This window comes from Streptomyces sp. NPDC025638 (genome assembly GCF_055558775.1).
The window spans coordinates 137,000-163,344 of record NZ_JBVHLX010000017.1; the positions used below are offsets into that span (position 1 = coordinate 137,000).

Genomic DNA, 26,345 nt, shown 5'->3' on the forward strand with positions numbered 1-26,345 from the left:
CCCCATGACGGACGACGACCTCTCGAACCTCGGTCTGGAGTGCTCGGAGGACTGGGTGCCCTTCCCGGTCACCGACACCGACGAATCGGCCATGGACCTGGACTACTGGTCCAAGTACCAGGCGCAGGAACTGGCCGAGCGATACACACGCGACGGCGAGAAGGCCGACATCCGCGCCCTGACCCGGGACCTGAAGCGCGCGGCGACCGACAGCCGCACCCGCACACCCCTCGCGGCCTTCGGCTGGTACGTCAGCGGCCACAACGCGGTGGCCGCCATCATGGAACTGGACGCCATCCACCCCGACGACACGGTCCCCGACGTGTCCCTGTCCTGGCTGACCGAGCACATGACGGTACGGGACCTCGGCGACCCGGACGTCCGCGAGGTACGCCTCCCGCTCGGGGACGCGGTCCGCATCCGCCAGAACTTCATCGGCGAGAAGAAGCGCCTGCTGGGCCCCCGTCCGGTGATCCGCTCCCTCTTCTACGGGGTCCGCCCGAAGGGCATGCGCACGGCGATCACCCTGACCCTGTCCTGGACGGAACCGATCCTGGACGAGCCGGCGGAGCGGATGGGGGACGACATCGCGGGGACGTTGACGGTGTGACGTCGCGCAACTGGCCGGGTCAGCGGTTGACCGACTGGATCTCCTGGACGTTCATGTCCTGCGTCGTCTCGAACGTGCCGTCGGGCAGGTCGCCGCCGCTGCCGTCGGAGCCCTGCCAGGTGATCTGCCAGGTGATGCTGGCCTTCAAATGGTAGGGGGTGCCGTTGGAGGCGTGGAGGTAGGTGATTCCGCACGGGGGCGTTTTGTCGGCGTCGCCCTTGGCGTACGGCGTGCCGATCGAGCCGTCGTCGTTGATGGTGCAGTTGCCGGAGGCGGGGTAGGTCTCGGCGTCCGATGTGCCGGGGTCGAGGTGGAGAGCCACGGGCTTCGCCGTCGTCTCCGCCCACAGGCCGGTGTCGGGGAGTTCCGCGCGGACCTTGACCTCCTTGAAGGTGCCCTTGTCCAGCCACGCCCAGGTCGGGAGGTTGACGGTGGACTTGGCCGTCGGCTTCAGCTCGATCGAGGTACTGGGGACCTTGATCTTGTTGTAGGCGTACTCGGCGAGGGTCTTCGGCGTGGGGGCGTTCGGCACGTCGGGGATCTTGCCGGCGTCGACCCAGAACATGAGCCGGCTGCACAGCGAGGTGTCGTCCACGGCGTTGAGGTCCGGGGCCACTCCGCGCCAGAAGTAGCCGTCCTTGCCGAGGTTGTAGTTCTTGTAGCCCTTCACGGTGTTAGGGGTGCTGAAGGTGCTGATCGCGTCCTTCTCGTCCCTGAAGTGGTCGGTCCAGAGACTCGATCCGTACCACCCGTCGCGCAGGCCGCCGTCGCCGTCCTTCTCGGCGAAGTCCTTCAGCTGCGCCGGGGAGAAGACGGGTTCGTACCAGCACTGCGGCGGCTTCCAGTTCACGTCCGTCGACGAGACCGTGCCCTGCTTGCCACCGGTGGGACCGCTCTGTTGAGTGACCTTGATGCGTGAGTACCGGGCGGAGGCGGTCAGTTCGTTGCCGTTGCTATTGCCTCGCGTGTTGGTGCCCGCGCCTCCGAACGCGTCGGCGGGCGCCGAACCCAGCAGGGTCACGACGAGCGACCCGGCGATCACGGGCGTCGCCCGGTATCGCGCCCTCACTTGGAGCACCCGCCTCGCTCGGAGTGGACGGACGCGTTCTGCCACACGCCCTGCGTGCTCTTCGCCAGGGAGACCGTGTAGAGCACGTAGGGGTTCGTGCCTGCCGGATTCCCCTCGACCTTGCCGGTCTTGCGGTTCCTGGTGGACGCCTTGCTCTCGTCCGTGCAGTAGCTGAGCGACGCCCCCGCACCGGTCTTGGCCACGCTGACCTTGGCGCCGAAGGCGGGCAGTTTGCCGATGACGGTGAGGTTCTTGTCCGTGTACGACTTGATCCACGTCTTGGTCTGCTGGACAACGCCCGCGGTGTCGTAGAAGGCGACGGCCTCGCTGTCGGGGTTGTCGGCGATGATCGCCGCATAGCCCGCCCGGAGTTCTTCCTTCGCGTCGTTGAGCACCGCCTGCTTCACCGGATCGCTGCTGGTCCAGTTCTCGAACGTGAGCTGGAAACTGCTCGGCAGCGTGATCGCCGGGCGCTTGACGCCGGAGGACGCCGAAGACGACGCCGAGGCGGAGGCCGACGGGTTCTTCGACCCCGTGTCCGCGCCCTTGATGTCGTCCGACTTGTCGCCGCCGCCTCCGCCGCAGGCGGTCAGCAGCAGGGCCGCGGTGGTCGTCAGGGTGGTCAGGGTCAGGATGCGGCGGGCCACGGTTGAGTCTCCCCCGGAGTTCGGCGTGTGTGCAGCTGGGAACGAAGCTATCAGGGGCGTATGACAGTGACTTGAGTGGTCGTGGGGGATTGTGCGGGGTATGTGAAGGGGTGGTGCACGGTCGTTGCGAGGTCAACTTCCGACGGAAGTGCATCTATTGGACATGGGTGGGGAAATCGGTGGTGATCGGTCCTTCGGTCTCCCGCCGTCTCTTCGACGCTGTCAGTCCCACTCAATAGGATCTCTGTAGGCTCGACCCACCCCCCGAACCAACTCCTCCCACACACGACCCAGGACACCCGCCATGGCGCGACGCAGCACATCAAGCTCGACGGGAAGCCCCGCGGGGCCGCGGAACCGGACACCGCAGCCGGTGCGCGTGCGCCGGCGTTCGTTCGGGGACTTCGTCAAGGCGTTGTTCGCGTTCATCGCCCTGCTCGTGCTGGTCATCGGCGTGCCCGGCGCCCTCGCCGTGACAGTCGGCTGGCCGCTGCCTCATGGCGCGCCCAGCCTCGACTGGTTGCAGCAGGAGATCACCGTCACGACCTTCCTGCACGTCCTCACCGTGATCGTGTGGCTCGCCTGGGCCCAGTTCACGGCCTGCGTGCTGGTGGAGGTCAAGGCCGCGCTGTCCGGCGTGGGGATCCCGGGGCGGGTCCCCGGCGCGGGCCCCAGCCAGCTGCTCGCGCGGCAGCTCGTCGCCGCGCTGCTGCTCGTCGGTGCCACCGCGGCCAGCCTCACGCCGGGGCTGTCGCAGCTCGGGCACAGCCTGGAGGGCAACCAGAAGGGCACGGTCGCCGCCGCCCAGCAGACCCCGGGCCTCTTCGCGCAGCAGCAGGAGCAGGCCGCCGGTACGGCGGCCGCCCTCGCCGAGCAGGCCACCCACGCCGCCGCCCACGCCGACGCCGGGGGCGGCACGGCCAAGCACGGCGACACGAAGTACTACCGGATCCAGCCGCCCGAGGGCCGTCACCATGACTCCCTGTGGGAGATAGCCCAGCGGCACCTCGGCGACGGCCGCCGGTACAAGGAGATCTACGAGCTCAACAAGGACCGGATCCAGCCCGACGGTTCGCGTCTGTCCGAGGCCAGCCTCATCCGTCCCGGCTGGATCATGGAGATGCCGGGCGACGCGCACGGCGGCGAACTCGTCGAGAACCCCGACGCCCACGTCTCCCACGAGGTGCGGCAGCAGATCCACGACTACGCCAAGACCGGGGATCACGCCAAGGAGCAGGAGCAGGGGCAGCACGCGAGCGGTGGCGGTTCCGGTGCCTCCGGCGGCTCCCACGTGTCCATTCCCCAGCAGCGGCCCGCCCCGGCCGGGGAGCAGGAACAGCAGCACGTCACCCCCGCCGCCGACAGCGGCTCCGGAAGCCACTCCGGAAGCCATTCCTTCGGTCTGCCCGAAGCCCTCGTCGGCGCCCCCCTCCTCGCCGCCGGCCTGCTCGGCGCCCTCGGCCGGCGGCGCCGGCAGGCGATGTGGCAGTCGGCGCTGGGGGCCGTCGGCGGGCGGCGCGGCATGGAGCCGCCGACGCCGACCGGGGACGCCCAGGACGTCCACGACGCGCTGCTCGTCGGGGCCGACCCCGAGGGCGTACGGCTCCTGGACCGTTCGCTGCGGGGCCTTGCCGCCTCCCTCGCCGCCGAGTCGCGCGCGCTGCCCGTCGTCTACGCCGCCTGGCTCAGCAACGGCGATCTGCACCTCCAACTCGCCCAGCCGGCCGGAAAGCCGCCGGCGCCCTGGCAGCTCGGGCAGGACCAGACGTTCTGGATGCTGGCGCGCGCGGACGCCGAGAGGTACGAGGACGTCGACACCGCGGCGCCGTACCCGGGTCTCGTCAGCCTCGGCACCATGGACGACTCGCGGCTGCTGCTCAACCTGGAGGCCGTGCCCGGCATCGTCTCGCTGAGCGGCCGCGAGGCCGACCGGGCTGCCGTGTTCGCCTCCGTCGCCGCCGAACTCGCCACCAACGGCTGGTCGGACCGGATGACCATCACCCTCGTCGGCTTCGGCGAGGACCTCACCGCGCTCGCCCCCAACCGGCTGCGCCACCTCGACGGCATCGAGGCGCTCATCGAGACGATGGAGGCCGAGACCCGGCAGCGGCGCGGCGCCCTCGGTGCCGCCGGCCACGACTCCGTGCTCACCGGCCGCTCCGGGCCCGCCCAGCACACCCGTTGGGCCCCGCACCTCGTCCTGCTCGCCGCCCAGCCCTCCGCCGAGGACGCCGTCAAGCTCGCCGAACTCGCCGCCGACGCCGGCCGGCTCGGCATCGGCTACCTCGTCGGCACCGAGACCGGCGATCTGCCCGGCGCCGCCTGGGAGATGGAGGTCACGCCCGAGGGCAAGCTGCTCGCCCCGCTGCTCGGCCTGGAGCTCGACGCACAGCTCCTGCCGGCCGTTCAGCAGCGCGCGGTCGTCGAGCTGTTCGTCGAGGCCGACCCCGAGCGCGACCCGGACGGCCCGGCCACCACCCCGCCGTTCCTCGTCGACATCAGCGAGCAGGGGCGGCCCGCGGTGTACGCGCGCCTCGTCGGGCCGTACGAGATCATCGGCCTCGACACCCCGGACGGGGAGCGCAGCGCCCTGCTGCACGAGGCGCTCGCCCTGCTGCTTCTGCACCGCGAGGGCGTGCACCCGCGCGTGCTTGCCTCCGCGCTGTGGCCGCGCGGGGTCACCGAGGACGTACGGGACGCGCTCATCGAGCGGCTGCGCACCTGGCTCGGCACCGACCCGGACGGCACGCCCCGGCTCGGCGTCGACACGACGGGGCGGCTCACGCTCGCCAAGTCGGTCGTCTCCGACCTGGACGTGCTGCGCTCCCTGTACCACGAGGCCACCCAGGGCAAGGGAGTCGACAGCCGCGCCGTACGCGGACGGCTGCTCACCGACGCGCTGGTCCTGGTCCGCGGACCGCTGCTCGCCGACCGGCCCGAAGGCCGCTACCGCTGGCTCACCCACGAGATCGTCGACGCCCAACTCCCGCTGCTGGTCGCCGACACCGGCCTCGCCCTGTCCGCGTTCCACCTGGAGAAGGACCGCGCGGAGAAGGCGATCGAGGCGCTGAACGCGGCGCTGAACTCGGCCCCGGACGACGAGCGCCTGTGGAACGAACTGCTGCGCGCCACCCACGCCACCGGCGACACCGCCCGCCTCCGCACCCTCGCCGTCGATCTCCTCGGCCGCGGCGGCGCCCGCGGTCTGCCGCCGCGCACGGAGGCGCTCCTCGACGAGCTGCTGCCGACCTGGCGCGACGGCGCCGCCGCGGCGGGATGAGCGACCTCGCGCTGATCGCCGCCGCCGCGCTGTGGGGTGCGGTGGCGGGGGTGGTGCTGCCCCGGGCGGCCTACCGCTTCTCCGCTCCGCAGGGGGAGGAGTGGCGGACGCTGTGTCCGGGCGGGCATCCGGTGCGGGGGTGGATCGGCCGCGGCCGGTGCCCGGAGTGCGCCGAGTCCTCGTACGGCCCCGGCGCCCCTGTGCTCGCCACGGCCACCGCCCTCGTCTGCGCCGTGCTCGCCGCCACCACCGGCACCCGGCCCGAACTCGGCGTCTGGCTGCTGCTCGCGCCCGTCGGGGTGCTGCTCGCGGTCGTGGACTTCCGGGTGCAGCGGCTGCCGGACGCGCTGACGCTGCCGCTCGCGGGAGCCGCGCTCGCACTCCTCGGCCTGGTGACACTGCTGCCCGAGCACGCCGGTGACTGGTTCACCGCGCTGTACGGCGCCCTGGCGCTCGGCGGCGGCTACTTCGTGCTGTTCCTCATCAACCCCGGCGGCATGGGCTTCGGCGATGTGAAGCTGGCGCTGGGGACGGGCGCCGTACTGGGGTGGTACGGCTGGCCGACCGTCATGCTCGGCACCTTCGCCGGCTTCCTGTTCGGCGCGCTGTACGGCGGTGCCCTCGTCGTCGCGCGGCGGGCGGGGCGCAAGACGGCCATACCGTTCGGGCCGTTCCTGATCGCGGGCGCGTACGCGGGACTCCTGACCGGGGCGTACGCGGCCTGACGTCGGCCGGGCCGGAGCCCTGGCGTAGGCTGGCCGGGTCCGTCCACAACCCTTGACGAAAGGGACGTCCCGGTGACCGAGAAGGCCGACCTCACGTCTTTTGATGTCACAGCCGTGCTCGACCGTGCCGCGGCCGGTGGACGGATCACCCCCGAGGAGGCGCTCGTCCTCTACCGCGACGCCCCGCTGCACGCGCTGGGTGCCGCCGCCGACGCCGTGCGCCGCCGCAACTACGCGGGCACCGAGCACATCGCGACGTACATCATCGAGCGCAACATCAACTACACGAACGTGTGCGTCACCGCGTGCAAGTTCTGCGCCTTCTACGCCGCCCCCAAGGACACGGCCAAGGGCTGGACCCGCGACCTCGACGACATCCTGCGCCGCTGCGCGGAGACCGTGGAGCTGGGCGGCACGCAGATCATGTTCCAGGGCGGGCACCACCCGGACTACGGCGTCGAGTACTACGAGAAGCACTTCGCCGCCATCAAGAAGGAGTTCCCGCAGCTCGTCATCCACAGCCTGGGGGCGAGCGAGGTCGAGCACATGGCCCGGATCTCGAAGGTGTCGGTCGAGGATGCCATCACCCGGATCCACCAGGCCGGTCTGGACTCCTTCGCGGGCGCCGGCGCCGAGTTGCTGCCCGAGCGGCCGCGCAAGGCCATCGCCCCGCTCAAGGAGAGCGGCGAGCGCTGGCTGGAGATCATGGAGATCGCGCACGGGCTGGGTGTGGAGTCCACGTCGACGATGCTCATGGGCACCGGCGAGACCAACGCCGAGCGCATCGAGCACCTGCGGATGATCCGGGACGTACAGGACCGCACGGGCGGCTTCCGCGCCTTCATCCCGTACACCTACCAGCCCGAGAACAACCATCTGAAGGGCCGCACCCAGGCCACGCTCTTCGAGTACCTGCGGATGATCGCGATCGCCCGCCTCTTCCTGGACAACGTCCGGCACATCCAGGGCTCCTGGCTGACCACGGGCAAGGAGGTCGGCCAGCTGTCCCTGCACTACGGCGCCGACGACCTCGGCTCGATCATGCTGGAGGAGAACGTCGTCTCCTCGGCCGGCGCCAAGCACCGCTCCAACCGCCTGGAGATCATCGACCTGATCCGCAAGGCGGGGCGTGTCCCGGCGCAGCGCTCGACGACGTACGAGCACCTCGTCGTGCACGACGACCCGGCGAACGACCCGGTCGACGAGCGCGTGATGTCGCACATCTCGTCGACGGCGATCGAGGGCGGGACGGCCCACCCCGAGCTGAAGCTGCTCGCGTCCAACTGAGCCGACCAGAGCCGACCAGAGCCGACCGGGGCCGAGCCGACCAGGGCCGACCAGAGCCAACCAGGGGTTCCGTGCTGACACTTCACGTCGCCGAGCATTCGCCCGAGACGGCGGTTCTGGTCGACGGCGCCTCCGTCGCCGCCGTCGGCCGGTACGAGGAACTGGCCGCCGCCCACCCGCGGGCGCGGGTGCGGCGCTGGCCCGGCATCCTGACGCCGGGACTGCTGAACCCGTACGGCCCGGAGCTTCTCGAGGGCACGTACCATCCCGACCCGCGCGAGGCCGATGCCCTCGGGACGGAGCCCATCGGCGGCGAGCGGGCGCGGGAGATCTTCCGTACCGACCCCGCCCGCCTCGGCGCGAGCGCGCGGCGCGGGATCCAGCGGATGCTGGCGCACGGCACGGTGGCGCTGGCCGGGGAGCTGCGGTCGCGGGCCGTGGTCGACGCGGTGCGCAGGGCCGGGCTCGCGGTCGGACAGCGGCCGGACCGGCTGCCGGGCCCGGCGGCGCTGTCCCCCACCCCGCTGATCCTGCTGCCGGGGCTGGTGCCGGGCGGTCCGGCCCGATTCGCCGTGTTCGATGTCGCGGACCGCGCCGAACTGGTCCGGCGCGGCGCCGGAACCTGTGTGGCGACCGTGATCGGCGGGCGGCTGGTGTACCGCGGCCGGTGACCGGGTTCGGCCGGAGAACCTCTGCCCGAAGGCACGCGGCGGTGCGGAAGATGCCGAGGCCGCTGCCATGACGTCGTACCCCCTGCTGCCACAATGGTCGGGTGACCCGCGCATCCCTGGACAAGCAGCCGCACGAAGTCGCCTCGATGTTCGACAACGTGGCGGAACGGTACGACCTCACGAACGACGTGCTGTCCCTCGGCCAGGACCGGCGATGGCGCAAGGAGGTCGCGAGAGCGGTCGACGCGCGCCCCGCACAGAAGGTGCTGGACCTGGCGGCGGGTACGGCCACCTCGTCGCTGCCCTTCGCCCAGACCGGCGCCTACGTCGTCCCCTGCGACTTCTCCCTCGGCATGCTCCAGGTCGGCAAGCGGCGCAACCCCTGGCTGCCCTTCACGGCCGGGGACGCGACGAGGCTGCCGTTCAAGGACGACACCTTCGACGCGGTGACGATCTCCTTCGGGCTGCGCAATGTGCAGGACACGGATGCCGCGCTGCGCGAGATGTACCGGGTGACCCGGCCGGGCGGGCGGGTCGTGATCTGCGAGTTCTCGCACCCGACGTGGGCGCCCTTCCGGACCGTCTACACCGAGTACCTGATGAGGGCCCTGCCGCCGGTCGCGCGGGCCGTCTCCTCCAACCCGGACGCCTACGTCTACCTCGCCGAGTCCATCCGCGCCTGGCCCGACCAGCCCGCGCTGGCCGAGCGGCTGCGCAAGGCGGGCTGGTCGAAGGTGGCGTACCGGAACCTCACCGGCGGTGTGGTGGCCCTGCACCGGGGCTTCAAGGAGAGCTGATCACCTCGAACGCGTCCCCGGGCTCGTCGAGCCGGCGCTGCATCCCGCCGGAGGGCGGTCTCGGAATGCGCGGCTCGCGCACGCCTCCGCCGCCGTCGCCCTCACCGAAGTCGAACCACACATAGACCATCGAGTCCCTCGGCACCTCGGCACCCGGCTGCGGGTACTGGCGGACGACGTAGTCGACGACGGTGTGGTGGAAGTCCGGCCGGTCCGGCGCGTTGAGCGACAGGCCCCACACGCGGGCCGTCTCGCGCGCGTCCACGGCCATGAGACCGACGAGCCGTGGAACGCGCACTTCGGGTGTTTTGGGTGTTATGCGCACAGATGTCACCCCCAGCGACATGGGAAGGGTAACTCCGACGCGTCCCCGATCGGAAGCGTTTGGTGTCTTTCTGTGACAGCTGACTACCCTGAGTCACAAGTCCAGTCGGTAGCAGTGCCCCTCGCGCCGTACGCCGGGCGTCACGAAGGTCTCCGCGTGGCGCATGCCCAGCCGTCGGGTGACCGCGATCGAGCGCTCGTTGCGGGCGTCGACCATCGCTACGACGCCCGGCACCCCGGCCGCCCGCAGCCGCTCCAGGGTCTCCTGCGCGGCCGCGGTGACATATCCCCTGCCCCAGTGCGCCCGCCCGAGCCGCCAGCCGATCTCGGTCTCGCCCGTCGGCCCCCACTCCCGCTCCCAGGGCTGGGCGCCCGTGAAGCCGATGACCTCGCCCGACTCGTCGAGCATGGTCCACAGGCAGAAGCCGCGCTCGGCGTCGTGCCGCCGCTGGCGGGCGGTGAGCTCCTCGTAGACGGACAGCTCCGCGGCCCTGCCGCCGTGGAACTCCATGACGTCCGGGTCGGCGAAGATCCGGTGCCAGGCGAACGCGTCCTCGTGGGTGGGCACGCGCAGCCGCACTGCGGGGAGAGCTCGGTTCACGGGGCATCCCTTCGGCCGGTGATCAATCGTGCTGAATAGACTGCCCATGTCCGGTGCCGGTCGGCACGCAGATTTCGAACCTTGGGGAGATCCCGCCGTGACCGAGCCCCTCTCCGGCAACTCCGCCGATGTGATCGTCGTGGGCGCGGGGCCAGCCGGCTCCACGACCGCGTATCACCTCGCCCGGGCCGGCCTCGACGTACTCCTGCTGGAGAAGACCGAGTTCCCGCGCGAGAAGGTGTGCGGCGACGGACTCACCCCGCGGGCCGTCAAACAGCTGGTGTCGATGGGCATCGACCTCTCCGAGGAGGCCGGCTGGCTGCGCAACAAGGGCCTGCGGATCATCGGCGGCGGCTCCCGGCTCCAGCTCGACTGGCCGGATCTCGCCTCCTATCCGAACTACGGACTCGTCCGCAAGCGCGACGACTTCGACGAGCAGCTGGCCCGTAACGCCCAGAAGGCGGGGGCGCGTCTGCACGAGCGCTGCAACGTCTCCGGCCCGATCGTCGACGAGCGCACCGGCCGCATCACCGGTGTGACGGCCAAGCTCGGCGAGGAGAAGCGGGAAGTCACCTTCCACGCGCCCCTGGTGGTGGCCGCCGACGGCAACTCCACCCGGCTGTCCCTGGCGATGGGCCTGCACCGCCGCGAGGACCGCCCGATGGGCGTCGCGGTGCGTACGTACTTCACCTCCCCGCGCCACGAGGACGACTACCTGGAGTCCTGGCTGGAACTGTGGGACCGCCGTGGCCCCCAGGACCGCCTGCTGCCGGGCTACGGCTGGATCTTCGGCATGGGCGACGGCACCTCCAACGTCGGCCTCGGCGTGCTGAACACCTCCGACTCCTTCAAGGAACTGGACTGGCGCGAGGTCCTTAAAGCCTGGTGCGCGTCCATGCCGGAGGACTGGGGCTACACCCCGGAGAACATGACCGGCCCGATCCGCGGCGCCGCCCTGCCGATGGCCTTCAACCGCCAGCCGCACTACACCAAGGGCCTGCTGCTCGTCGGCGACGCCGGCGGCCTGGTGAACCCCTTCAACGGCGAGGGCATCGCCTACGCCATGGAGTCCGGCCAGCTCGCCGCCGACGTCATCGTCCAGGCGCACGCGCGGGCGACGCCGGGCCAGCGCGAACTGGCCCTGCAGCGCTACCCGCGCGTCCTGAAGGACACCTACGGCGGCTACTACACGCTGGGCCGCGCCTTCGTGAAGCTCATCGGCAACCCGAAGGTCATGCAGATCGCGACCCAGCGCGGCCTGACCCACCCGCTCCTGATGAAGTTCACCCTCAAGCTCCTGGCCAACCTCACCGACCCGACGGGCGGCGACGCGATGGACCGGATCATCAACGGGCTGAGCAAGGTGGCCCCGAAGGCCTGACCCATCTGTCGCTACTGCCGCCCGGAAGGCCCGGCCCAGCTGCCGCTCAGGGCCTCGATGTTGGCGGCCCGGCGGGCGAAGACCTCTTCCCGCCGGTCCGCCACCTGCCGCAGCGCCTCCTTGCGCTCCCGCTCGGAGAGCCGGTCCAGATACACCTGACCGTCGAGGTGGTCGGCCTCGTGCGCGAGACAGCGCGCGAAGTACCCCGTCCCCTCGATGACGAGCGGTCGGCCGTCCCGGTCCTGCCCGCGTACGACAGCCCGGTCCGGGCGGGGTACGTCCATCACGGCGCCGGGCACCGACAGGCACCCCTCGCCCTCGTCGAGCAGCCGCCGTCCGGCCCGGTCCGGCGGGTCGAGGACGGGGTTGACGATGTGCCCGACATGTCGGACTCCGTCGTCGTCGGGGCAGTCGTACACGAACAGCCGCAGATCCACTCCGACCTGGTTCGCCGCGAGCCCCGCTCCGTCGGCGATGTACATCGTCAGGAACATGTCGTCGATGAGTGCGGCGAGGTCGGGCCCGAACTCGGTGACGTCCCGGCAGGGCTTGTGCAGGACCTCCTCGCCCACCTCGGTGATCCGGCGCACCGATCCGCGCCGGGCCTCGGGCGCGAGCGGGGGGTACGCCTCGACGGGCCTGCCCTGTACGAAAACGCTCGGCATGAGTGTGTCTCCTTGTGATTGTGAGGATGCTGTGGGTGGCGGGGGAACGGGGTTCCGGCTTCCCGGGCCCTGCCTACCCTCCGGTTCTCATGACAACAGAACACGCGCAACAGCCCCAGGAGAACGCCGGACACTCCCGCAGACGCTTCTGTCCGCCGCCGGGGCGACGGTCGCCGGGGAGCGGTCGGTGCCACCGTCTTAGGGCCCGCCGCCGGCGCCGCCGCCGCGCCGTCCGGGAAACGGGTCGCCGTCCTCGGCGGCGGCGTCTCCGGCCTCAGTGCCGCCCACGAACTCGCCGAACGTGGCTACGCCGTCACCGTCTACGAGTACTACGACGCCCTCGGCGGCAAGGCCCGCTCCATGGACGTCCCCGGCACGGCCTCGGGCGGCCGCAGACCGCTCCCCGCAGAGCACGGCTTCCGCTTCTTCCCGGCTTCTACCGGAACCTGCCGGACACCATGCGCCGCATCCCCTTCCCCGGCAACGCGAACGGCGTCCACGACAACCTCCGCAGCGGCACCGAGGCCCGGTTCGCCCGCGCATCCGGCCGCCCGGATCTGCACTTTCCCCTGCGCCGGGTCACCACCCCGCCCGCACCCGGCGACATCACCCCGGCATGGCTGCGCGACCAGATCCTGTCCGCCCTCGACCTCGGCACCCGGCTGCCCGCCCACGAGGCCGCCTACTTCGCCGACCGGCTGCTGGTCCACCTCACCAGCTGTGACGCCCGCCGCGAGGACCAGTGGGAGAAGACGTCGTGGTGGGACTTCATCCGGGCCGGGGAGATGAGCACCGAGTATCAGGTGCCCCCATGGTCGGCCGCGTCACCATCGAGGCCCTGCTGCTGTGGGGCCTGCCCGGCCGGGGCATGGACGGCGACGCCGACGTCGACCGCGTCCTCAATGCCCCGACCAGCGAGGCCTGGATCAACCCCTGGAAGAGGTATCTGCGCTCCCTCGGCGTCGAGTTCGTGCTCGGCACGGAGGTCCGGGAGGTGGTCCACGAGAGCGGCCCGGTGACCGGCGTGCGTGTCACGCCCCGCGGCGGCGGCGCGGAGCGCACGGTCACCGTCGACCACTACGTCTCGGCGATGCCCGTCGAACACGCCCGCGCGACCTGGGGCCCGGCCCTGCGCGCTGCCGACCCGCAGTTCGGGCGGTGCGACGCGCTGAAGTCGGACTGGATGACTGGCGTGATGTTCTATCTGCGCACGCCCACACCCGTCGTGCACGGGCACATCAACTGCCTCGACTCACCCCGGGGGGTCACCGGCATCGGCCAGTCCCAGTTCTGGGACGGACGGGACTTTACGCGCGACTACGGGGACGGGCAGGCCCATGAATGCCTGTCCACGATCATCTCCGAGTCGGACAAACCCGGCATCCTCTACGGCAAGACGGCCCGCGTGGGGGTACCTCCCTGCTCAAAGAGCTCGGGGGAGCACCAAGGAGGAGATCGTCGCCGAACTCTGGGCTCAGCTGAAGGACGGACTGAACGACCCCGGCAGGACGACCCTCACCGACGGGGACCGGCTCGGCTGGTTCATGGACCCGGCCGTGACGGGCCTGGGAGGCCCCGAGCCGCGCAACCGCGAGCAGTTCCTCATCCACCCCACGGGCACCCTCCACAACCGCCCCTCGGCCCGCACGAAGGTGCCGAACTTCTTCCTCGCGGGCGACTACGTCCGTACGGACGTCGACCTGGCCACGATGGAGGGCGCCGACGAGTCCGCGCGACGAACCGTCAACGCACTGCTCGATACGGACAATTCAGGCATGGAGCGGTGCCGTGTGTGGGACCTGTTCCGTCCGCCGGAGCTGGAGCCCCTGAAACGGGTCGACGAGCTGCGCCACCGGCTGGGCCTGCCCAACACCTTCGACCTGGGGTGCACGCGAAGGGCCGCTGCCCCCGAGCGGCTGCGGCCCTTCACGTGAATACGGCGTGCTGTGGCGGTGTGCTCCTAGAGCACCCGCACCGCGCCGGTCGGCGGGTCGTACGACAGCGGCTTCTCCACGATGCCGGTGGACGGGTTCTGCGCGCCGACGAACATGCCGTCGCCGACGTACACCGCCACGTGGTACGCGCTGCCCGCGCCGCCCCAGTAGAGGATGTCGCCCGGCTGCAGGTTGCTCAGCGAGACCTGGGTGCCGGCGGTCGACTGGGACTGCGAGACACGCGGCAGGCTGATGCCGACCTGCTTGAAGGCGGCCTGCACGAGACCGGAGCAGTCGTAGGCGCTGGGGCCGGTGGCGCCCAGGACGTAGGACTTGCCGATCTGCGCCTTCACGAAGGAGACGACGGCCGCGGCCGAACCGGTGGCCGTGGACGTGCTGGAGTTCGTGCTGGTGGCGCTGAGAGTGGTCCGCTCGGCGGTGCGGCTGGCGCGCGCGGCGGCGGCCTTGCGGGCGGCCTCGGCGGCCTTCTTCTTGGCCTCCGCCTTCTGCTTCGCCTCGGCGAGATCCGCCTTGGCCTGCTTTGCGGCATTTGCGGCGGCCGCGTCACGCTCGGCCTGCAGCTGGTAGTTCGCGGCGGCCTGCTGAGTGGCGTCCGCGGACTGGGCGACCTGGGTGGCCATGTCGGCCGTCAGGGCGGGCAGTTCGAGCGTCTGCGTCACAGGCTCGTCGGCGTAGGCCGACGCCGACGCGCCGGCAGCGGCCAGGCTGAGGACGCCACCGGCAACTCCGGCCCGCATCGCGATCGTCGACGCGCTGCGGCTGCGGGGCTTCCGGTGGCTGCGTATGTGAGCGGTGTGGGACATGAGAACAACGGGTACCAGGGGCTCCTTCATATCTTCAAGAAACGTGTGCTGCGCCACAGTTGTTCAATCGAGACCGTGAACCCCGGGCGCGCCGTTCTTTATTGACGCCGTAACGGACATTGCGGACTACCGTGATCAAGCCCGTGATCATGTCGTTTCGTTATTACGTCCGAATTGCCCTGCACCTACCACCGCATGGGGTCGGTGGCCAAGCCCGGTTCTCAGGCCGCTCTCATGAATGTGGCGGAGGTCACGGAACGGTTACCGAAGGGGTGGCGTCCCGCGCGTGGATCGGTCGCGTCGGGCTCGTGAATCCGTGCACGCGTCCACATCGCACCCCGGGCGGCCCCCTGATGTGTGAACGGACCCCACTAGCAGGACGCCATGTCCAACACGAATTTGCATGCAAGAGAAGCCTCTTGATATTGAGACGACCCCTCCGGCCTGCGACGACGAGCGAAAATGTCACTTTTGGTGAACGCCTGAACGCTTCTCGTGCGAAGATCACCGCTCATCCGACTTCATGATCGTTCGTCAGGTGGCAGAGATCACAAAGGTTCGGTAATACCCCGTGTCGCAGATCACAGAGTCGCGGGCATAGGATGCGAGGCAGTTGGGCTTGTGACCTGCTTCACATGTTCTCGATCTTCGTCCGGGGTGAGCGGGGTTCGGGGGACCGGTGGGGCGGAAGTGGGCCCATGGCAACCCGCCAGCAGTCAGTGCCGACTGAGAGGAGCGAGGAGCGGTGAACGCGTATGCGCCCATCCTCGTACTGGGAGCCCTCGGGGCAGGCTTTGCGATCTTCTCCGTGGTCATGGCCACGCTGATCGGTCCGAAGCGGTACAACCGCGCCAAGCTCGAGGCGTACGAGTGCGGTATCGAGCCGACCCCCACGCCGGCCGGCGGCGGGCGTTTCCCGATCAAGTACTACCTGACGGCGATGCTCTTCATCGTCTTCGACATCGAGATCGTCTTCCTTTACCCCTGGGCCGTCACCTTCGACGCCCTGGGTGTTTTCGGGCTCGTGGAGATGTTGCTCTTCGTGCTCACCGTCTTCGTCGCCTACGCGTACGTATGGCGGCGCGGCGGCCTGGAATGGGACTGAGGGGCCTAACGACATGGGACTCGAAGAAAAGCTGCCGAGCGGCTTCCTGCTGACCACCGTCGAGCAGGCCGCGGGCTGGGTGCGCAAGGCGTCCGTCTTCCCCGCCACGTTCGGCCTGGCCTGCTGCGCCATCGAGATGATGACGACCGGCGCCGGCCGCTACGACCTGGCACGCTTCGGCATGGAGGTCTTCCGCGGTTCACCGCGGCAGGCGGACCTGATGATCGTCGCGGGCCGGGTGAGCCAGAAGATGGCGCCGGTGCTGAGGCAGGTCTACGACCAGATGCCCAACCCGAAGTGGGTGATCTCCATGGGCGTCTGCGCCTCCTCGGGCGGCATGTTCAACAACTACGCGATCGTCCAGGGCGTCGACCACATCGTCCCGGTCGACATCTATCTGCCCGGCTGCCCGCCCCGGCCCGAGATGCTGATGGACGCGATCCTCAAGCTCCACCAGAAGATCCAGTCCTCCAAGCTCGGTGTGAATGCCCAGGAAGCGGCCCGCGAGGCGGAGGAGGCCGCGCTCAAGGCGCTGCCCACGATCGAGATGAAGGGGCTGCTGCGGTGAGCGACGCGAACGGCACCAGCGGTGCTTCCAACGGCGTGAACCCCGACAAGGACCTCGCCGCCGACAACCTCCCCGGCCAGCGCGGCCAGGGCGGCGAGGAGATCCGCGTCCAGCGCGGCATGTTCGGCGCCAACAACGGCGGCGACACCTCCGGATACGGCGGTCTCGTCCGCTCGGTCCGGCTCCCGGGACCCGCGAACCGCCCCTACGGCGGCTGGTTCGACGAGGTCGCCGACGAACTGGAGGGCGCCCTGGAGGAACAGGGACTCCTCCCCGAGAACGCCATCGAGAAGACGGTCGTCGACCGCGGCGAGCTCACCTTCCACATCGATCGCGAGCACCTCGTCCGGGTCGCCCAGACCCTGCGCGACGACCCGGCCCTGCGCTTCGAGCTCTGCACCGGCGTCAGCGGCGTCCACTACCCGCACGACAAGGGCCGCGAGCTGCACGCCGTCTACCACCTGCGCTCGATCACCCACAACCGGCTGGTCCGCCTGGAGGTCAGCGCCCCGGACGGCGACCCGCACATCCCGTCCCTGGTCTCCGTGTACCCGACCAACGACTGGCACGAGCGCGAGACCTACGACTTCTTCGGGATCGTCTTCGACGGTCACCCGGCCCTGACGCGGATCATGATGCCGGACGACTGGCAGGGCCATCCGCAGCGCAAGGACTACCCCCTCGGCGGCATCCCCGTCGAGTACAAGGGCGCCCAGATCCCGGCTCCGGACCAGCGGAGGTCGTACTCGTGAGCACGCAGTCAGCATCCGCAGCCTCGGCCGCCTCGGCGCGCGAGACCACCGAGGGCACCGTATATACGGTCACCGGTGGCGACTGGGACGAGATCGTCCAGTCCGCGGCCCGCGCCGACGACGAGCGCATCGTCGTCAACATGGGTCCCCAGCACCCGTCCACCCATGGAGTGCTTCGACTCATCCTGGAGATCGAGGGCGAGACGGTCACCGAGGCCCGCTGCGGCATCGGCTATCTCCACACGGGCATCGAGAAGAACCTCGAATTCCGCACATGGACTCAGGGCACCACGTTCGTGACGCGCATGGACTACCTGACGTCCTTCTTCAACGAGACCGCCTACTGTCTCGCCGTCGAGAAGCTCCTCGGCATCGAGGACGCCATCACCGAGCGCGCCAAGATCATCCGGGTGCTCCTGATGGAGCTGAACCGGTTGTCCTCCCACCTGGTGTGCATCGCCACCGGCGGCATGGAGCTCGGCGCCACCACGATCATGATCTACGGATTCCGTGATCGTGAAATGATTCTCGACATCTACGAGCTGGTCACGGGCCTGCGCATGAACCACGCGTACATCCGGCCCGGCGGACTCGCCCAGGACCTGCCGCCCGGCGCGGTGGACCACATCCGCGAGTTCGTGAAGAAGATGAAGAAGAACCTCCCGGAGTACGACAAGCTCGCCACCGGGAACCCCATCTTCAAGGCCCGCATGCAGGACATCGGCTACCTCGACCTGGCCGGCTGCATGGCCCTCGGCGCCACCGGCCCGATCCTGCGCTCCACCGGCCTGCCGCACGACCTGCGCAAGACCCAGCCCTACTGCGGCTACGAGACCTACGACTTCGAGGTCCCGACCGCGGACTCCTGCGACTCCTACGGACGCTTCCTGATCCGCCTGGAGGAGATGCGCCAGTCGCTCCACATCGTCGAGCAGTGTCTGGACCGGCTGCAGCCCGGACCGGTCATGGTCGCCGACAAGAAGATCGCCTGGCCCGCCCAGCTCGCCCTGGGACCGGACGGACTGGGCAACTCCCTCGACCACATCAAGAAGATCATGGGCACCTCCATGGAGGCCCTGATCCACCACTTCAAGCTGGTCACCGAGGGCTTCCGCGTACCGCCGGGACAGGCGTACGCGGCAGTCGAGTCGCCCAAGGGCGAGCTCGGGGTGCACGTCGTGTCCGACGGTGGCACCCGCCCCTACCGGGTCCACTTCCGGGACCCGTCCTTCACCAACCTGCAGGCCATGGCGGCCATGTGCGAAGGCGGCCAGGTCGCCGACGTCATCGTCGCCGTCGCATCCATCGACCCCGTGATGGGAGGCGTCGACCGGTGAGCACGAGTTCTTCGGAGCGGGGCGTCAGCCTGGGCATGCCCGAGCTGCCCGCACCCGACTACCCGGACGACGTCCGAGCCCGGCTGGAGGCGGACGCGCGCGAGGTCATCGCGCGTTACCCCGACTCCCGGTCAGCGCTCCTGCCGTTGCTGCACCTCGTGCAGTCGGAGGAGGGCCATATCACGCGCACCGGGATGCAGTTCTGCGCGAACATGCTGGACCTGACCACGGCTGAGGTCACCGCGGTCGCCACCTTCTACACCATGTACCGGCGCAGGCCGGGCGGCGACTACCAGGTCGGCGTCTGCACCAACACGCTGTGCGCGGTGATGGGCGGCGACGCGATCTTCGAGTCCCTCCAGGACCACCTGGGCCTCGGCAACGGCGAGACCACCGACGACGGCAAGGTCACCCTGGAGCACATCGAGTGCAACGCGGCCTGCGACTTCGCGCCGGTCGTGATGGTCAACTGGGAGTTCTTCGACAACCAGACCCCCGCGAGCGCACGGCAACTGGTCGACGACCTCCGCGAGGGACGCCCCGTCGAGCCCACGCGCGGGGCGCGCCTGTGCACCTTCAAGGAGACCTCCCGCATACTGGCCGGCTTCCCCGACGAGCGGCCCGGGGCCGTCGAGGAGAGCGGCAGCGCCGGCCCCGCTTCGCTGGTGGGCCTTCGCCTGGCAAAGGGAGAGACCGCACCCGCGCGGGTGGTGCATCCGCGGGACGGCGGACCGCACGACGAGCCGCAGGACACATCGGCCGCCGACCCGGACCACCCGGCAGGGCCTACCGCCGAGGAGGGGGAGTGATGACCGTGGCAGCCGATCTCAAGGACACCAGCCCCGAGAAGCTGCTCGCACCCGTGCTGTCGGCCTTCTGGGACGAGGACAGGTCCTGGACGCTGGACGTCTACCGGAGGCACGAAGGGTACGAGGGACTGCGCAAGGCGCTCGCCATGTCGCCGGACGACCTGATCGCGTACGTCAAGGACTCCGGTCTGCGCGGGCGCGGCGGCGCGGGATTCCCGACCGGAATGAAATGGCAGTTCATTCCGCAGGGTGATGGAAAACCGCACTATCTAGTTGTCAACGCCGACGAATCGGAGCCCGGGACCTGCAAAGACATCCCGCTCCTCTTCGCGAACCCGCACAGCCTCATCGAGGGCATTGTGATCGCGTGCTATGCCATCAGGTCGTCGCATGCCTTCATCTATCTGCGGGGTGAAGTCGTCCCCATTCTGCGGCGGTTGCACGAGGCCGTGCGCGAGGCCTACGAGGCGGGCTACCTCGGCGAGAACATCCTGGGCAGCGGACTGAATCTCCAGCTCACCGTGCACGCCGGCGCCGGCGCGTACATCTGCGGTGAGGAGACCGCACTGCTCGACTCGCTCGAAGGCCGCCGTGGTCAACCGCGGCTCCGTCCCCCCTTCCCTGCCGTCGAGGGCCTCTATGCGTGCCCGACTGTTGTGAACAACGTCGAGTCCATCGCGTCGGTTCCCGCCATCCTGAAAAACGGCAAGGAATGGTTCAGGTCGATGGGCAGCGAGAAGTCGCCCGGCTTCACGCTCTACTCGCTCAGCGGCCACGTCGCCAGCCCCGGCCAATACGAGGCGCCGCTCGGCATCACGCTCCGCCAACTCCTGGAGATGAGTGGCGGGATGCGCCCCGGGCACCACCTCAAGTTCTGGACTCCGGGCGGCTCCTCGACGCCGATGTTCACCGAGGAGCACCTCGACGTCCCGCTCGATTACGAAGGAGTGGGCGCCGCGGGTTCCATGCTCGGCACAAAGGCCCTGCAGTGCTTCGACGAGACCACCTGCGTCGTGCGCGCCGTGACCCGCTGGACCGAGTTCTACGCCCACGAGTCCTGCGGCAAGTGCACACCCTGCCGCGAAGGCACGTACTGGCTCGTCCAGTTGATGCGTGACATCGAGGCCGGCAAGGGCGCCATGACCGACCTCGACAAGCTCTACGACATCGCCGACAACATCAACGGCAAGGCCTTCTGCGCCCTCGGCGACGGTGCCGCCTCGCCGATCTTCTCCTCGCTCAAGTACTTCCGCGAGGAGTACGAGCAGCACATCACGGGCCGGGGCTGCCCCTTCGACCCGGCAAAGTCGACGGCCTGGGCCGACCGCCCGGAGGTGAACGCATGACCGTGACCACCAGCACTCCCACGGGAGGGGGAGAGGCGGCGGTCCCGCCGCAGGACCTCGTCACGCTGACGATCGACGGCATGGAGATCAGCGTGCCCAAGGGCACCCTGGTCATCCGGGCCGCCGAGCAGCTCGGCGTCGAGGTCCCCCGGTTCTGCGACCACCCCCTCCTCGACCCGGTCGGCGCCTGCCGCCAGTGCATCGTCGAGGTCGAGGGCCAGCGCAAGCCCATGGCGTCGTGCACGATCACATGTACGGACGGGATGGTGGTGAGGACTCAGCTCACCTCGCCGGTCGCCGAGAAGGCGCAGCACGGTGTGATGGAGTTCCTCCTCATCAACCACCCGCTGGACTGCCCGGTCTGCGACAAGGGCGGCGAGTGCCCGCTGCAGAACCAGGCGATGTCGCACGGCAACGCCGAGTCCCGCTTCGACGGCCGCAAGCGGACGTACGAGAAGCCCGTCCCGATCTCCACCCAGGTGCTGCTCGACCGCGAGCGGTGCGTGCTGTGCGCCCGCTGCACCCGGTTCTCCAACCAGATCGCGGGCGACCCGATGATCGAGCTGCTGGAGCGGGGCGCGCTGCAGCAGGTCGGCACCGGCGAGGGCGACCCCTTCGAGTCGTACTTCTCCGGGAACACCATCCAGATCTGCCCGGTCGGCGCGCTGACGTCGGCGGCGTATCGCTTCCGCTCCCGCCCCTTCGACCTCGTCTCCTCGCCCTCCGTGTGCGAGCACTGCTCCGGCGGCTGCGCCACCCGCACCGACCACCGGCGCGGCAAGGTCATGCGGCGGCTCGCCGCCAACGACCCCGAGGTCAACGAGGAGTGGATGTGCGACAAGGGACGCTTCGCGTTCCGGTACGCGCACCTCAAGGACCGGCTGGACACACCCCTGGTGCGCAACGCCGAGGGTGAGCTCGAACCGGCGTCCTGGCCGGAGGCGCTGCAGATCGCCGCGCAGGGGCTGCTGGCCTCGCGCGGCAGGACCGGTGTCCTGGCCGGCGGGCGGCTGACCGTCGAGGACGCCTACGCCTACAGCAAGTTCGCGCGCGTGGCCCTCGACACGAACGACATCGACTTCCGCGCGCGCGTGCACAGCGGCGAGGAGGCCGACTTCCTGGCCGCCCGCGTCGCCGGACACGGCCGCGACCTCGACGGTACGGGCGTCACGTACACCTCCCTGGAGAAGGCACCCGCCGTCCTGCTGGTCGGGTTCGAGTCCGAGGAGGAGGCGCCCGGCGTCTTCCTGCGGCTGCGCAAGGCGTGGCGGAAGCACAAGCAGAAGGTGTTCTCGCTGGCCACGCACGCCACCCGGGGCCTGGAGAAGGCGGGCGGCACGCTGCTGCCGGCCGCTCCCGGCACCGAGACCGAGTGGCTGGACGCGCTCGCGAGCGGGGTCGGCCTGGAGGAGCCGGGGACGAAGGCGGCCGAGGCGCTGCGCGCCGCGGGCTCGGTGATCGTCGTCGGTGAGCGGCTGGCCGCGGTCGCCGGTGGCCTCACCGCCGCCGTACGGGCCGCTGCCGCGACCGGCGCCCAGCTGGTGTGGATCCCGCGCCGGGCCGGGGAGCGCGGCGCGATCGAGGCGGGCGCGCTGCCGTCGCTGCTGCCGGGCGGACGTCCGGCCACCGACCCCCGCGCGCGTGAGGAGGTCGCCGCGGCCTGGGGAGTCGCCGAACTCCCGCTCCGCTACGGCCGGGACACCGACCGGATCATCGACGCCGCCGCGAGCGGAGAGCTCCAGGCGCTGCTGGTCGCCGGTGTGGAGGTCGCCGACCTGCCCGATCCGGCACGCGCGCGTGAGGCCCTGTCCGAGGTCGGCTTCGTCGTGTCGCTGGAGCTGCGGCCCGGCGAGGTCACCGAGCTCGCCGACGTCGTGTTCCCGGTCGCCGCGGTCGCCGAGAAGGCGGGCACCTTCCTCAACTGGGAGGGCCGGGCCCGCTTCTTCGAGGCCGCGCTCAAGCCCGAGCAGATGACCAAACGGCTGTCGCCGACCGACGCGCGTGTCCTGCAGATGCTGGCCGACGCCATGGACGTCCACCTGGGGCTGCCGGACCTGCGCACCGCGCGCGCGGAGCTGGACCGGCTCGGCGCCTGGGACGGACCGCGGGCCTCGGACCCGCTGGAGACGGGAGTCGCGCTGCCGCGTCCGGCCGCCGGAGAGGCCGTGCTCGCCGGGCACCGGCTGCTGCTCGACCAGGGCGCCCTCCAGGAGGGCGACGAGGCGCTCGCCGGCACCCGGCACGCGGCACGCGCGCGCCTGTCGGCGGCGACGGCCGCCGAGGCGGGTGTCGCGGACGGCGACGTCCTGGTCGTGACCGGACTTTCGGGTGCGGTCGAACTCCCGCTGCAGATCACTCAGATGCCCGACCGCGTGGTCTGGCTCCCGCTGAACTCCGCGGGTGGGGGCGTCGCCTCCGACACCGGGGCGCTGCCCGGCGCCCTCGTCCGCATCGGCCCGGCGGCCACCGCCGGTGAGGCCCCCGAGGAGGTGGAGGCATGAGCCCGTACCTCGCCGCTGAAGACCTCTCGATGTTCGGCCGCGACCCCTGGTGGCTGGTCGTCGTCAAGGCTGTCTTCTGCTTCGCCTTCCTGATGGTGACCGTGCTGTTCTCCATCGTCTGGGAGCGCAAGGTCGTCGCCTGGATGCAGCTGCGCATCGGCCCCAACCGGCACGGCCCCTGGGGCATGCTCCAGTCGCTCGCCGACGGCATCAAGCTGATGCTCAAGGAAGACCTCATCGTCAAGCGCGCGGACAAGGTGGTCTACGTCCTTGCGCCGATCGTCGCGGCCATCCCGGCCTTCATGGCGATCGCGGTGATCCCCTTCGGACCGGCCGACAACGAGATCTCGATCTTCGGTACGCGCACCACGATGCAGCTCACCGACCTGCCGATCGCGATGCTCTACATCCTCGCGGTCGCCTCGGTCGGCATCTACGGCATCGTGCTGGCGGGTTGGAGTTCCGGATCCACCTATCCGCTGCTCGGCGGCCTCCGCTCCTGCGCGCAGATGATCTCGTACGAGATCGCCATGGGCGCCGCGTTCGCCTCCGTGTTCCTCTACTCGGGGTCGATGTCGACGTCGACGATCGTCGAACAGCAGCAGAACCGCTGGTACATCGTGCTGCTGCCGGTCTCCTTCGTCCTCTACATCATCACGATGGTCGGCGAGACCAACCGCGCCCCCTTCGACATGCCGGAGTCCGAGGGCGACCTGGTCGGCGGCTTCAACACCGAGTACTCGTCCATCAAGTTCGCGATGTTCATGCTCGCCGAGTACGTGAACATGGTGACGGTGTCGGCCGTGTCGACCACGCTCTTCCTCGGCGGCTGGCGGGCCCCCTGGCCGATCAGCAGCTTCTGGGAGGGCGCGAACCACGGCTGGTGGCCGCTGCTCTGGTTCGTCATCAAGGTCCAGCTGCTGCTCTTCTTCTTCATCTGGCTGCGCGGCACGCTTCCCCGCGTCCGCTACGACCAGCTGATGAAGCTCGGCTGGAAGGTCCTCATCCCGGTCTCCGTGACCTGGCTGATGCTCGTCGCGACCGTGCGGACCCTGCGCAACGAGCACTACGACTTCGCCGACATCGCGCTCTACGTCGGCGGGGGTGTCCTGACCCTGCTGCTTCTGACCTTCGTCGCCGACATGTTCCGCGAGAAGGCGAAGACGGCCGAGGCACCCGCCGAGGAGCAGGCCGGGTTCGACCCGGCGGCCGGCGGATTCCCCGTACCGCCGCTGCCCGGACAGCAGCTGCCGCCGGTGCCCCGGCGCCGCCCGCGCCGCGAGCGAGAGCTGATTGTCAGTGGTGGGTCGGACACTGTCAGTGACGGATCTTCGGATGGAAAGGAGGCGTCCGATGGCTGAGGAGCCGAAGGAGACCGGGCAGACAAAGCCCGGTTTCCTGAACCCCGTGGCCGGCTTCGGCGTGACCTTCAAGGCCATGTTCAAGAAGCGGCTGACCGAGCAGTACCCGGAACAGAAGAAGACCACGGCTCCGCGGTTCCACGGACGGCACCAGCTCAACCGCCATCCGGACGGCCTGGAGAAGTGCGTCGGCTGTGAGCTGTGCGCCTGGGCCTGCCCCGCCGACGCCATCTATGTGGAGGGCGCCGACAACACGGACGAGGAACGCTACTCGCCCGGCGAGCGGTACGGCCGCGTCTACCAGATCAACTACGCCCGCTGCATCCTGTGCGGCCTGTGCATCGAGGCGTGCCCCACGCGCGCGCTCACGATGACCAACGAGTTCGAGCTGGCGGACTCCAGCCGCGCCAACCTCATCTACACCAAGGAGCAGCTGCTCGCCGGTCTCGACGAGAACATGGTCGACACGCCCCACGCGATCTTCCCCGGGATGGACGAGCAGGACTACTACCGGGGTCTTGTCACCGAGGCGGCGCCCGGGACGGTGCGTCAGGTCGCCGTCTCCAAGGGTGAGCAGCCGGAAGAACAGGGGGCCGACACATGAGCGCGCAGCTCGCCGCCTACACCACCTCCACCGGAGAGGCCTTCCAGTTCTGGGTCCTCGGCAGCGTCGCCGCGATCGGCGCCCTGTGCACCGTCTTCATGAAGAAGGCCGTACACAGCGCGCTCTGCCTCGCCGGGACCATGATCGTCCTGGCGGTGTTCTACCTCGCCAACGGCGCCTATTTCCTGGGCATCGTGCAGATCGTCGTCTACACAGGCGCGATCATGATGCTCTTCCTGTTCGTGGTGATGCTCGTCGGTGTCACCGCGGCGGACTCGCTGAAGGAGACCATCAAGGGTCAGCGCTGGCTGGCCCTTGCGTGTGGGGTCGGCTTCGGTGTCCTGCTCTTCGCGGGCATCGGCAACGCCTCCCTGAAGGAGTTCGACGGCACCGGCAAGGCGAACGCGAACGGCAACGTGGAGGGCCTCGCGGCCCTGATCTTCACCAAGTACGTCTTCGCCTTCGAAATCACCGGCGCCCTGCTCATCACGGCGGCCGTCGGCGCCATGGTGCTCACGCACCGCGAGCGCACCGAGCGGGCCAAGACACAGCGCGAGCTGTCCGAGCAGCGCGTCCGCGAGGGCAAGAACGTGCCGCCGCTGCCCGCCCCCGGTGTGTACGCCCGGCACAACGCCGTGGACATCGCGGGCCTGCTGCCCGACGGCACCCCCTCCGAGCTCACGGTCAGCAAGACGCTGCGCGAGCGCGGCCAGATCCGTGATGTGTCGGTGGAGGCGCTCAACGACCTGCGGGCCCTGGAGCAGCGCGCCGAGGAGCGGCTGGAGCGGACCGAGATCGAGCCGGCGAACTTCAAGCGGGCCGAGGAGGCGTCGAAGTGAACCCCGTCAACTACCTCTATCTGTCCGCCCTGTTGTTCACGATCGGCGCCACGGGCGTGCTGATCAGACGCAACGCGATCGTCGTGTTCATGTGCATCGAGCTGATGCTCAACGCCTGCAACCTCGCGTTCGTCGTCTTCTCCCGGATGCACGGCAATCTCGACGGCCAGATCATCGCCTTCTTCACGATGGTCGTCGCCGCCGCGGAGGTCGTGGTCGGGCTCGCGATCATCGTGTCGCTGTTCCGTACCCGCCACTCGGCCTCGGTCGACGACGCCAGCCTGATGAAGCTGTAGGGGGTCGCTGAA

24 protein-coding genes and 1 pseudogene are annotated in these 26,345 nt (G+C 69.8%); 19 read left to right on the plus strand and 6 right to left on the minus strand.

Going from position 1 to position 26,345, the window contains the following annotated elements:
• Positions 1-4: 4 nt before the first annotated feature.
• Positions 5-610 (plus strand): hypothetical protein, encoded by a 606-nt coding sequence (locus ACZ4EG_RS36230; RefSeq protein WP_453560139.1) that lies wholly within the window; start codon positions 5-7, stop codon positions 608-610.
• Positions 611-629: 19 nt separating this feature from the next.
• On the opposite strand, the gene ACZ4EG_RS36235 is transcribed toward ACZ4EG_RS36230, so the two are convergent.
• Entirely contained in the window at positions 630-1,679 is a 1,050-nt protein-coding gene (locus ACZ4EG_RS36235) for a hypothetical protein (protein WP_467793611.1), read from the minus strand.
• Positions 1,676-2,326 (minus strand): hypothetical protein, encoded by a 651-nt coding sequence (locus ACZ4EG_RS36240; protein ID WP_467793612.1) that lies wholly within the window; start codon positions 2,324-2,326, stop codon positions 1,676-1,678. Before ACZ4EG_RS36240 ends, ACZ4EG_RS36235 begins: the two co-directional genes overlap by 4 nt.
• Positions 2,327-2,630: 304 nt before the next feature.
• Between ACZ4EG_RS36240 and ACZ4EG_RS36245 the strand changes: the two genes are divergently transcribed.
• The 5 genes from ACZ4EG_RS36245 (at position 2,631) to ACZ4EG_RS36265 (ending at position 9,086) form a co-directional block, all read left to right on the plus strand.
• The gene (locus ACZ4EG_RS36245; protein WP_467793613.1) at positions 2,631-5,606 is read left to right on the plus strand and encodes a BTAD domain-containing putative transcriptional regulator; all 2,976 of its coding nucleotides are present in this window, start codon (positions 2,631-2,633) and stop codon (positions 5,604-5,606) included.
• Positions 5,603-6,331 carry a prepilin peptidase gene (locus ACZ4EG_RS36250; RefSeq protein WP_453560152.1) on the plus strand — a complete coding sequence of 243 codons (729 nt, stop codon included), beginning with the start codon at positions 5,603-5,605 and terminating at the stop codon, positions 6,329-6,331. Before ACZ4EG_RS36245 ends, ACZ4EG_RS36250 begins: the two co-directional genes overlap by 4 nt.
• Before the next feature lie 72 nt (positions 6,332-6,403).
• Positions 6,404-7,618 carry a cyclic dehypoxanthinyl futalosine synthase gene (gene mqnC, locus ACZ4EG_RS36255; RefSeq protein ID WP_467793614.1) on the plus strand — a complete coding sequence of 405 codons (1,215 nt, stop codon included), beginning with the start codon at positions 6,404-6,406 and terminating at the stop codon, positions 7,616-7,618.
• A 71-nt stretch (positions 7,619-7,689) separates the two neighbouring features.
• Positions 7,690-8,289: an imidazolonepropionase-like domain-containing protein gene (locus ACZ4EG_RS36260; RefSeq protein ID WP_453560155.1), complete on the plus strand. Its 600-nt coding sequence runs from the start codon at positions 7,690-7,692 to the stop codon at positions 8,287-8,289.
• A gap of 101 nt (positions 8,290-8,390) precedes the next feature.
• The gene (locus ACZ4EG_RS36265) at positions 8,391-9,086 is read left to right on the plus strand and encodes a demethylmenaquinone methyltransferase (protein WP_453560158.1); all 696 of its coding nucleotides are present in this window, start codon (positions 8,391-8,393) and stop codon (positions 9,084-9,086) included.
• On the opposite strand, the gene ACZ4EG_RS36270 is transcribed toward ACZ4EG_RS36265, so the two are convergent.
• A complete protein-coding gene (locus tag ACZ4EG_RS36270) occupies positions 9,073-9,384 on the minus strand; it encodes a PASTA domain-containing protein (protein ID WP_467793615.1) in 312 nt (103 codons plus the stop codon). The two genes, ACZ4EG_RS36265 and ACZ4EG_RS36270, sit on opposite strands and share 14 nt — an antisense overlap.
• Positions 9,385-9,504: 120 nt before the next feature.
• Positions 9,505-10,011 carry a GNAT family N-acetyltransferase gene (locus ACZ4EG_RS36275; RefSeq protein ID WP_453560161.1) on the minus strand — a complete coding sequence of 169 codons (507 nt, stop codon included), beginning with the start codon at positions 10,009-10,011 and terminating at the stop codon, positions 9,505-9,507.
• 46 nt (positions 10,012-10,057) lie between these two features.
• Between ACZ4EG_RS36275 and ACZ4EG_RS36280 the strand changes: the two genes are divergently transcribed.
• Positions 10,058-11,392 (plus strand): geranylgeranyl reductase family protein, encoded by a 1,335-nt coding sequence (locus ACZ4EG_RS36280; RefSeq protein ID WP_453560163.1) that lies wholly within the window; start codon positions 10,058-10,060, stop codon positions 11,390-11,392.
• A gap of 11 nt (positions 11,393-11,403) precedes the next feature.
• Here ACZ4EG_RS36280 and def read toward each other — a convergent pair whose 3' ends face one another.
• Complete coding sequence (def, locus tag ACZ4EG_RS36285) at positions 11,404-12,057, minus strand: peptide deformylase (RefSeq protein WP_453560165.1); 654 nt, start codon at positions 12,055-12,057, stop codon at positions 11,404-11,406.
• An 89-nt stretch (positions 12,058-12,146) separates the two neighbouring features.
• Here def and ACZ4EG_RS36290 point away from each other — a divergent pair.
• A pseudogene (locus tag ACZ4EG_RS36290) lies at positions 12,147-13,991 on the plus strand (hydroxysqualene dehydroxylase).
• A 26-nt stretch (positions 13,992-14,017) separates the two neighbouring features.
• Here ACZ4EG_RS36290 and ACZ4EG_RS36295 read toward each other — a convergent pair.
• Positions 14,018-14,815 carry a C40 family peptidase gene (locus ACZ4EG_RS36295; RefSeq protein WP_453560172.1) on the minus strand — a complete coding sequence of 266 codons (798 nt, stop codon included), beginning with the start codon at positions 14,813-14,815 and terminating at the stop codon, positions 14,018-14,020.
• Positions 14,816-15,560: 745 nt separating this feature from the next.
• Between ACZ4EG_RS36295 and ACZ4EG_RS36300 the strand changes: the two genes are divergently transcribed.
• From ACZ4EG_RS36300 to nuoK, 11 genes are read left to right on the plus strand one after another with little or no spacing between them, the layout of a single operon-like run.
• Positions 15,561-15,920 (plus strand): NADH-quinone oxidoreductase subunit A, encoded by a 360-nt coding sequence (locus ACZ4EG_RS36300; RefSeq protein WP_007383963.1) that lies wholly within the window; start codon positions 15,561-15,563, stop codon positions 15,918-15,920.
• A 13-nt stretch (positions 15,921-15,933) separates the two neighbouring features.
• A complete protein-coding gene (locus ACZ4EG_RS36305) occupies positions 15,934-16,488 on the plus strand; it encodes a NuoB/complex I 20 kDa subunit family protein (RefSeq protein WP_361466338.1) in 555 nt (184 codons plus the stop codon).
• Complete coding sequence (locus ACZ4EG_RS36310) at positions 16,485-17,240, plus strand: NADH-quinone oxidoreductase subunit C (RefSeq protein ID WP_453560176.1); 756 nt, start codon at positions 16,485-16,487, stop codon at positions 17,238-17,240. The genes ACZ4EG_RS36305 and ACZ4EG_RS36310 overlap by 4 nt, the downstream gene beginning before the upstream one ends.
• Positions 17,237-18,577 (plus strand): NADH-quinone oxidoreductase subunit D, encoded by a 1,341-nt coding sequence (locus ACZ4EG_RS36315; protein ID WP_453560178.1) that lies wholly within the window; start codon positions 17,237-17,239, stop codon positions 18,575-18,577. Before ACZ4EG_RS36310 ends, ACZ4EG_RS36315 begins: the two co-directional genes overlap by 4 nt.
• Positions 18,574-19,386 carry an NADH-quinone oxidoreductase subunit NuoE gene (nuoE, locus tag ACZ4EG_RS36320; RefSeq protein WP_467793616.1) on the plus strand — a complete coding sequence of 271 codons (813 nt, stop codon included), beginning with the start codon at positions 18,574-18,576 and terminating at the stop codon, positions 19,384-19,386. The genes ACZ4EG_RS36315 and nuoE overlap by 4 nt, the downstream gene beginning before the upstream one ends.
• Complete coding sequence (nuoF, locus tag ACZ4EG_RS36325) at positions 19,383-20,732, plus strand: NADH-quinone oxidoreductase subunit NuoF (RefSeq protein ID WP_453560182.1); 1,350 nt, start codon at positions 19,383-19,385, stop codon at positions 20,730-20,732. Before nuoE ends, nuoF begins: the two co-directional genes overlap by 4 nt.
• Positions 20,729-23,233 carry an NADH-quinone oxidoreductase subunit G gene (locus tag ACZ4EG_RS36330; RefSeq protein ID WP_467793617.1) on the plus strand — a complete coding sequence of 835 codons (2,505 nt, stop codon included), beginning with the start codon at positions 20,729-20,731 and terminating at the stop codon, positions 23,231-23,233. Before nuoF ends, ACZ4EG_RS36330 begins: the two co-directional genes overlap by 4 nt.
• Positions 23,230-24,594, plus strand: a complete 1,365-nt coding sequence (gene nuoH, locus ACZ4EG_RS36335) for an NADH-quinone oxidoreductase subunit NuoH (protein WP_390711565.1) — start codon at positions 23,230-23,232, stop codon at positions 24,592-24,594. Before ACZ4EG_RS36330 ends, nuoH begins: the two co-directional genes overlap by 4 nt.
• Positions 24,587-25,198 carry an NADH-quinone oxidoreductase subunit NuoI gene (gene nuoI, locus ACZ4EG_RS36340; RefSeq protein WP_453560189.1) on the plus strand — a complete coding sequence of 204 codons (612 nt, stop codon included), beginning with the start codon at positions 24,587-24,589 and terminating at the stop codon, positions 25,196-25,198. Before nuoH ends, nuoI begins: the two co-directional genes overlap by 8 nt.
• Positions 25,195-26,037 carry an NADH-quinone oxidoreductase subunit J gene (locus ACZ4EG_RS36345; protein WP_453560191.1) on the plus strand — a complete coding sequence of 281 codons (843 nt, stop codon included), beginning with the start codon at positions 25,195-25,197 and terminating at the stop codon, positions 26,035-26,037. Before nuoI ends, ACZ4EG_RS36345 begins: the two co-directional genes overlap by 4 nt.
• A complete protein-coding gene (gene nuoK, locus ACZ4EG_RS36350; RefSeq protein WP_066995480.1) occupies positions 26,034-26,333 on the plus strand; it encodes an NADH-quinone oxidoreductase subunit NuoK in 300 nt (99 codons plus the stop codon). The genes ACZ4EG_RS36345 and nuoK overlap by 4 nt, the downstream gene beginning before the upstream one ends.
• Positions 26,334-26,345 lie beyond the last annotated feature (12 nt).

Excerpts from the sequence above, each read along its gene's own strand:
- ACZ4EG_RS36230 (WP_453560139.1), top strand. The coding sequence starts at position 5 with ATGACGGACGACGACCTCTCGAACCTCGGTCTGGAGTGCTCGGAGGAC.
- ACZ4EG_RS36245 (WP_467793613.1), top strand. The coding sequence starts at position 2,631 with ATGGCGCGACGCAGCACATCAAGCTCGACGGGAAGCCCCGCGGGGCCG.
- ACZ4EG_RS36250 (WP_453560152.1), top strand. The coding sequence starts at position 5,603 with ATGAGCGACCTCGCGCTGATCGCCGCCGCCGCGCTGTGGGGTGCGGTG.
- ACZ4EG_RS36280 (WP_453560163.1), top strand. The coding sequence starts at position 10,058 with ATGTCCGGTGCCGGTCGGCACGCAGATTTCGAACCTTGGGGAGATCCC.
- def (WP_453560165.1), bottom strand. The coding sequence starts at position 12,057 with ATGCCGAGCGTTTTCGTACAGGGCAGGCCCGTCGAGGCGTACCCCCCG.
- ACZ4EG_RS36295 (WP_453560172.1), bottom strand. The coding sequence starts at position 14,815 with ATGTCCCACACCGCTCACATACGCAGCCACCGGAAGCCCCGCAGCCGC.
- ACZ4EG_RS36305 (WP_361466338.1), top strand. The coding sequence starts at position 15,934 with ATGGGACTCGAAGAAAAGCTGCCGAGCGGCTTCCTGCTGACCACCGTC.
- ACZ4EG_RS36330 (WP_467793617.1), top strand. The coding sequence starts at position 20,729 with ATGACCGTGACCACCAGCACTCCCACGGGAGGGGGAGAGGCGGCGGTC.
- nuoH (WP_390711565.1), top strand. The coding sequence starts at position 23,230 with ATGAGCCCGTACCTCGCCGCTGAAGACCTCTCGATGTTCGGCCGCGAC.
- nuoI (WP_453560189.1), top strand. The coding sequence starts at position 24,587 with ATGGCTGAGGAGCCGAAGGAGACCGGGCAGACAAAGCCCGGTTTCCTG.
- ACZ4EG_RS36345 (WP_453560191.1), top strand. The coding sequence starts at position 25,195 with ATGAGCGCGCAGCTCGCCGCCTACACCACCTCCACCGGAGAGGCCTTC.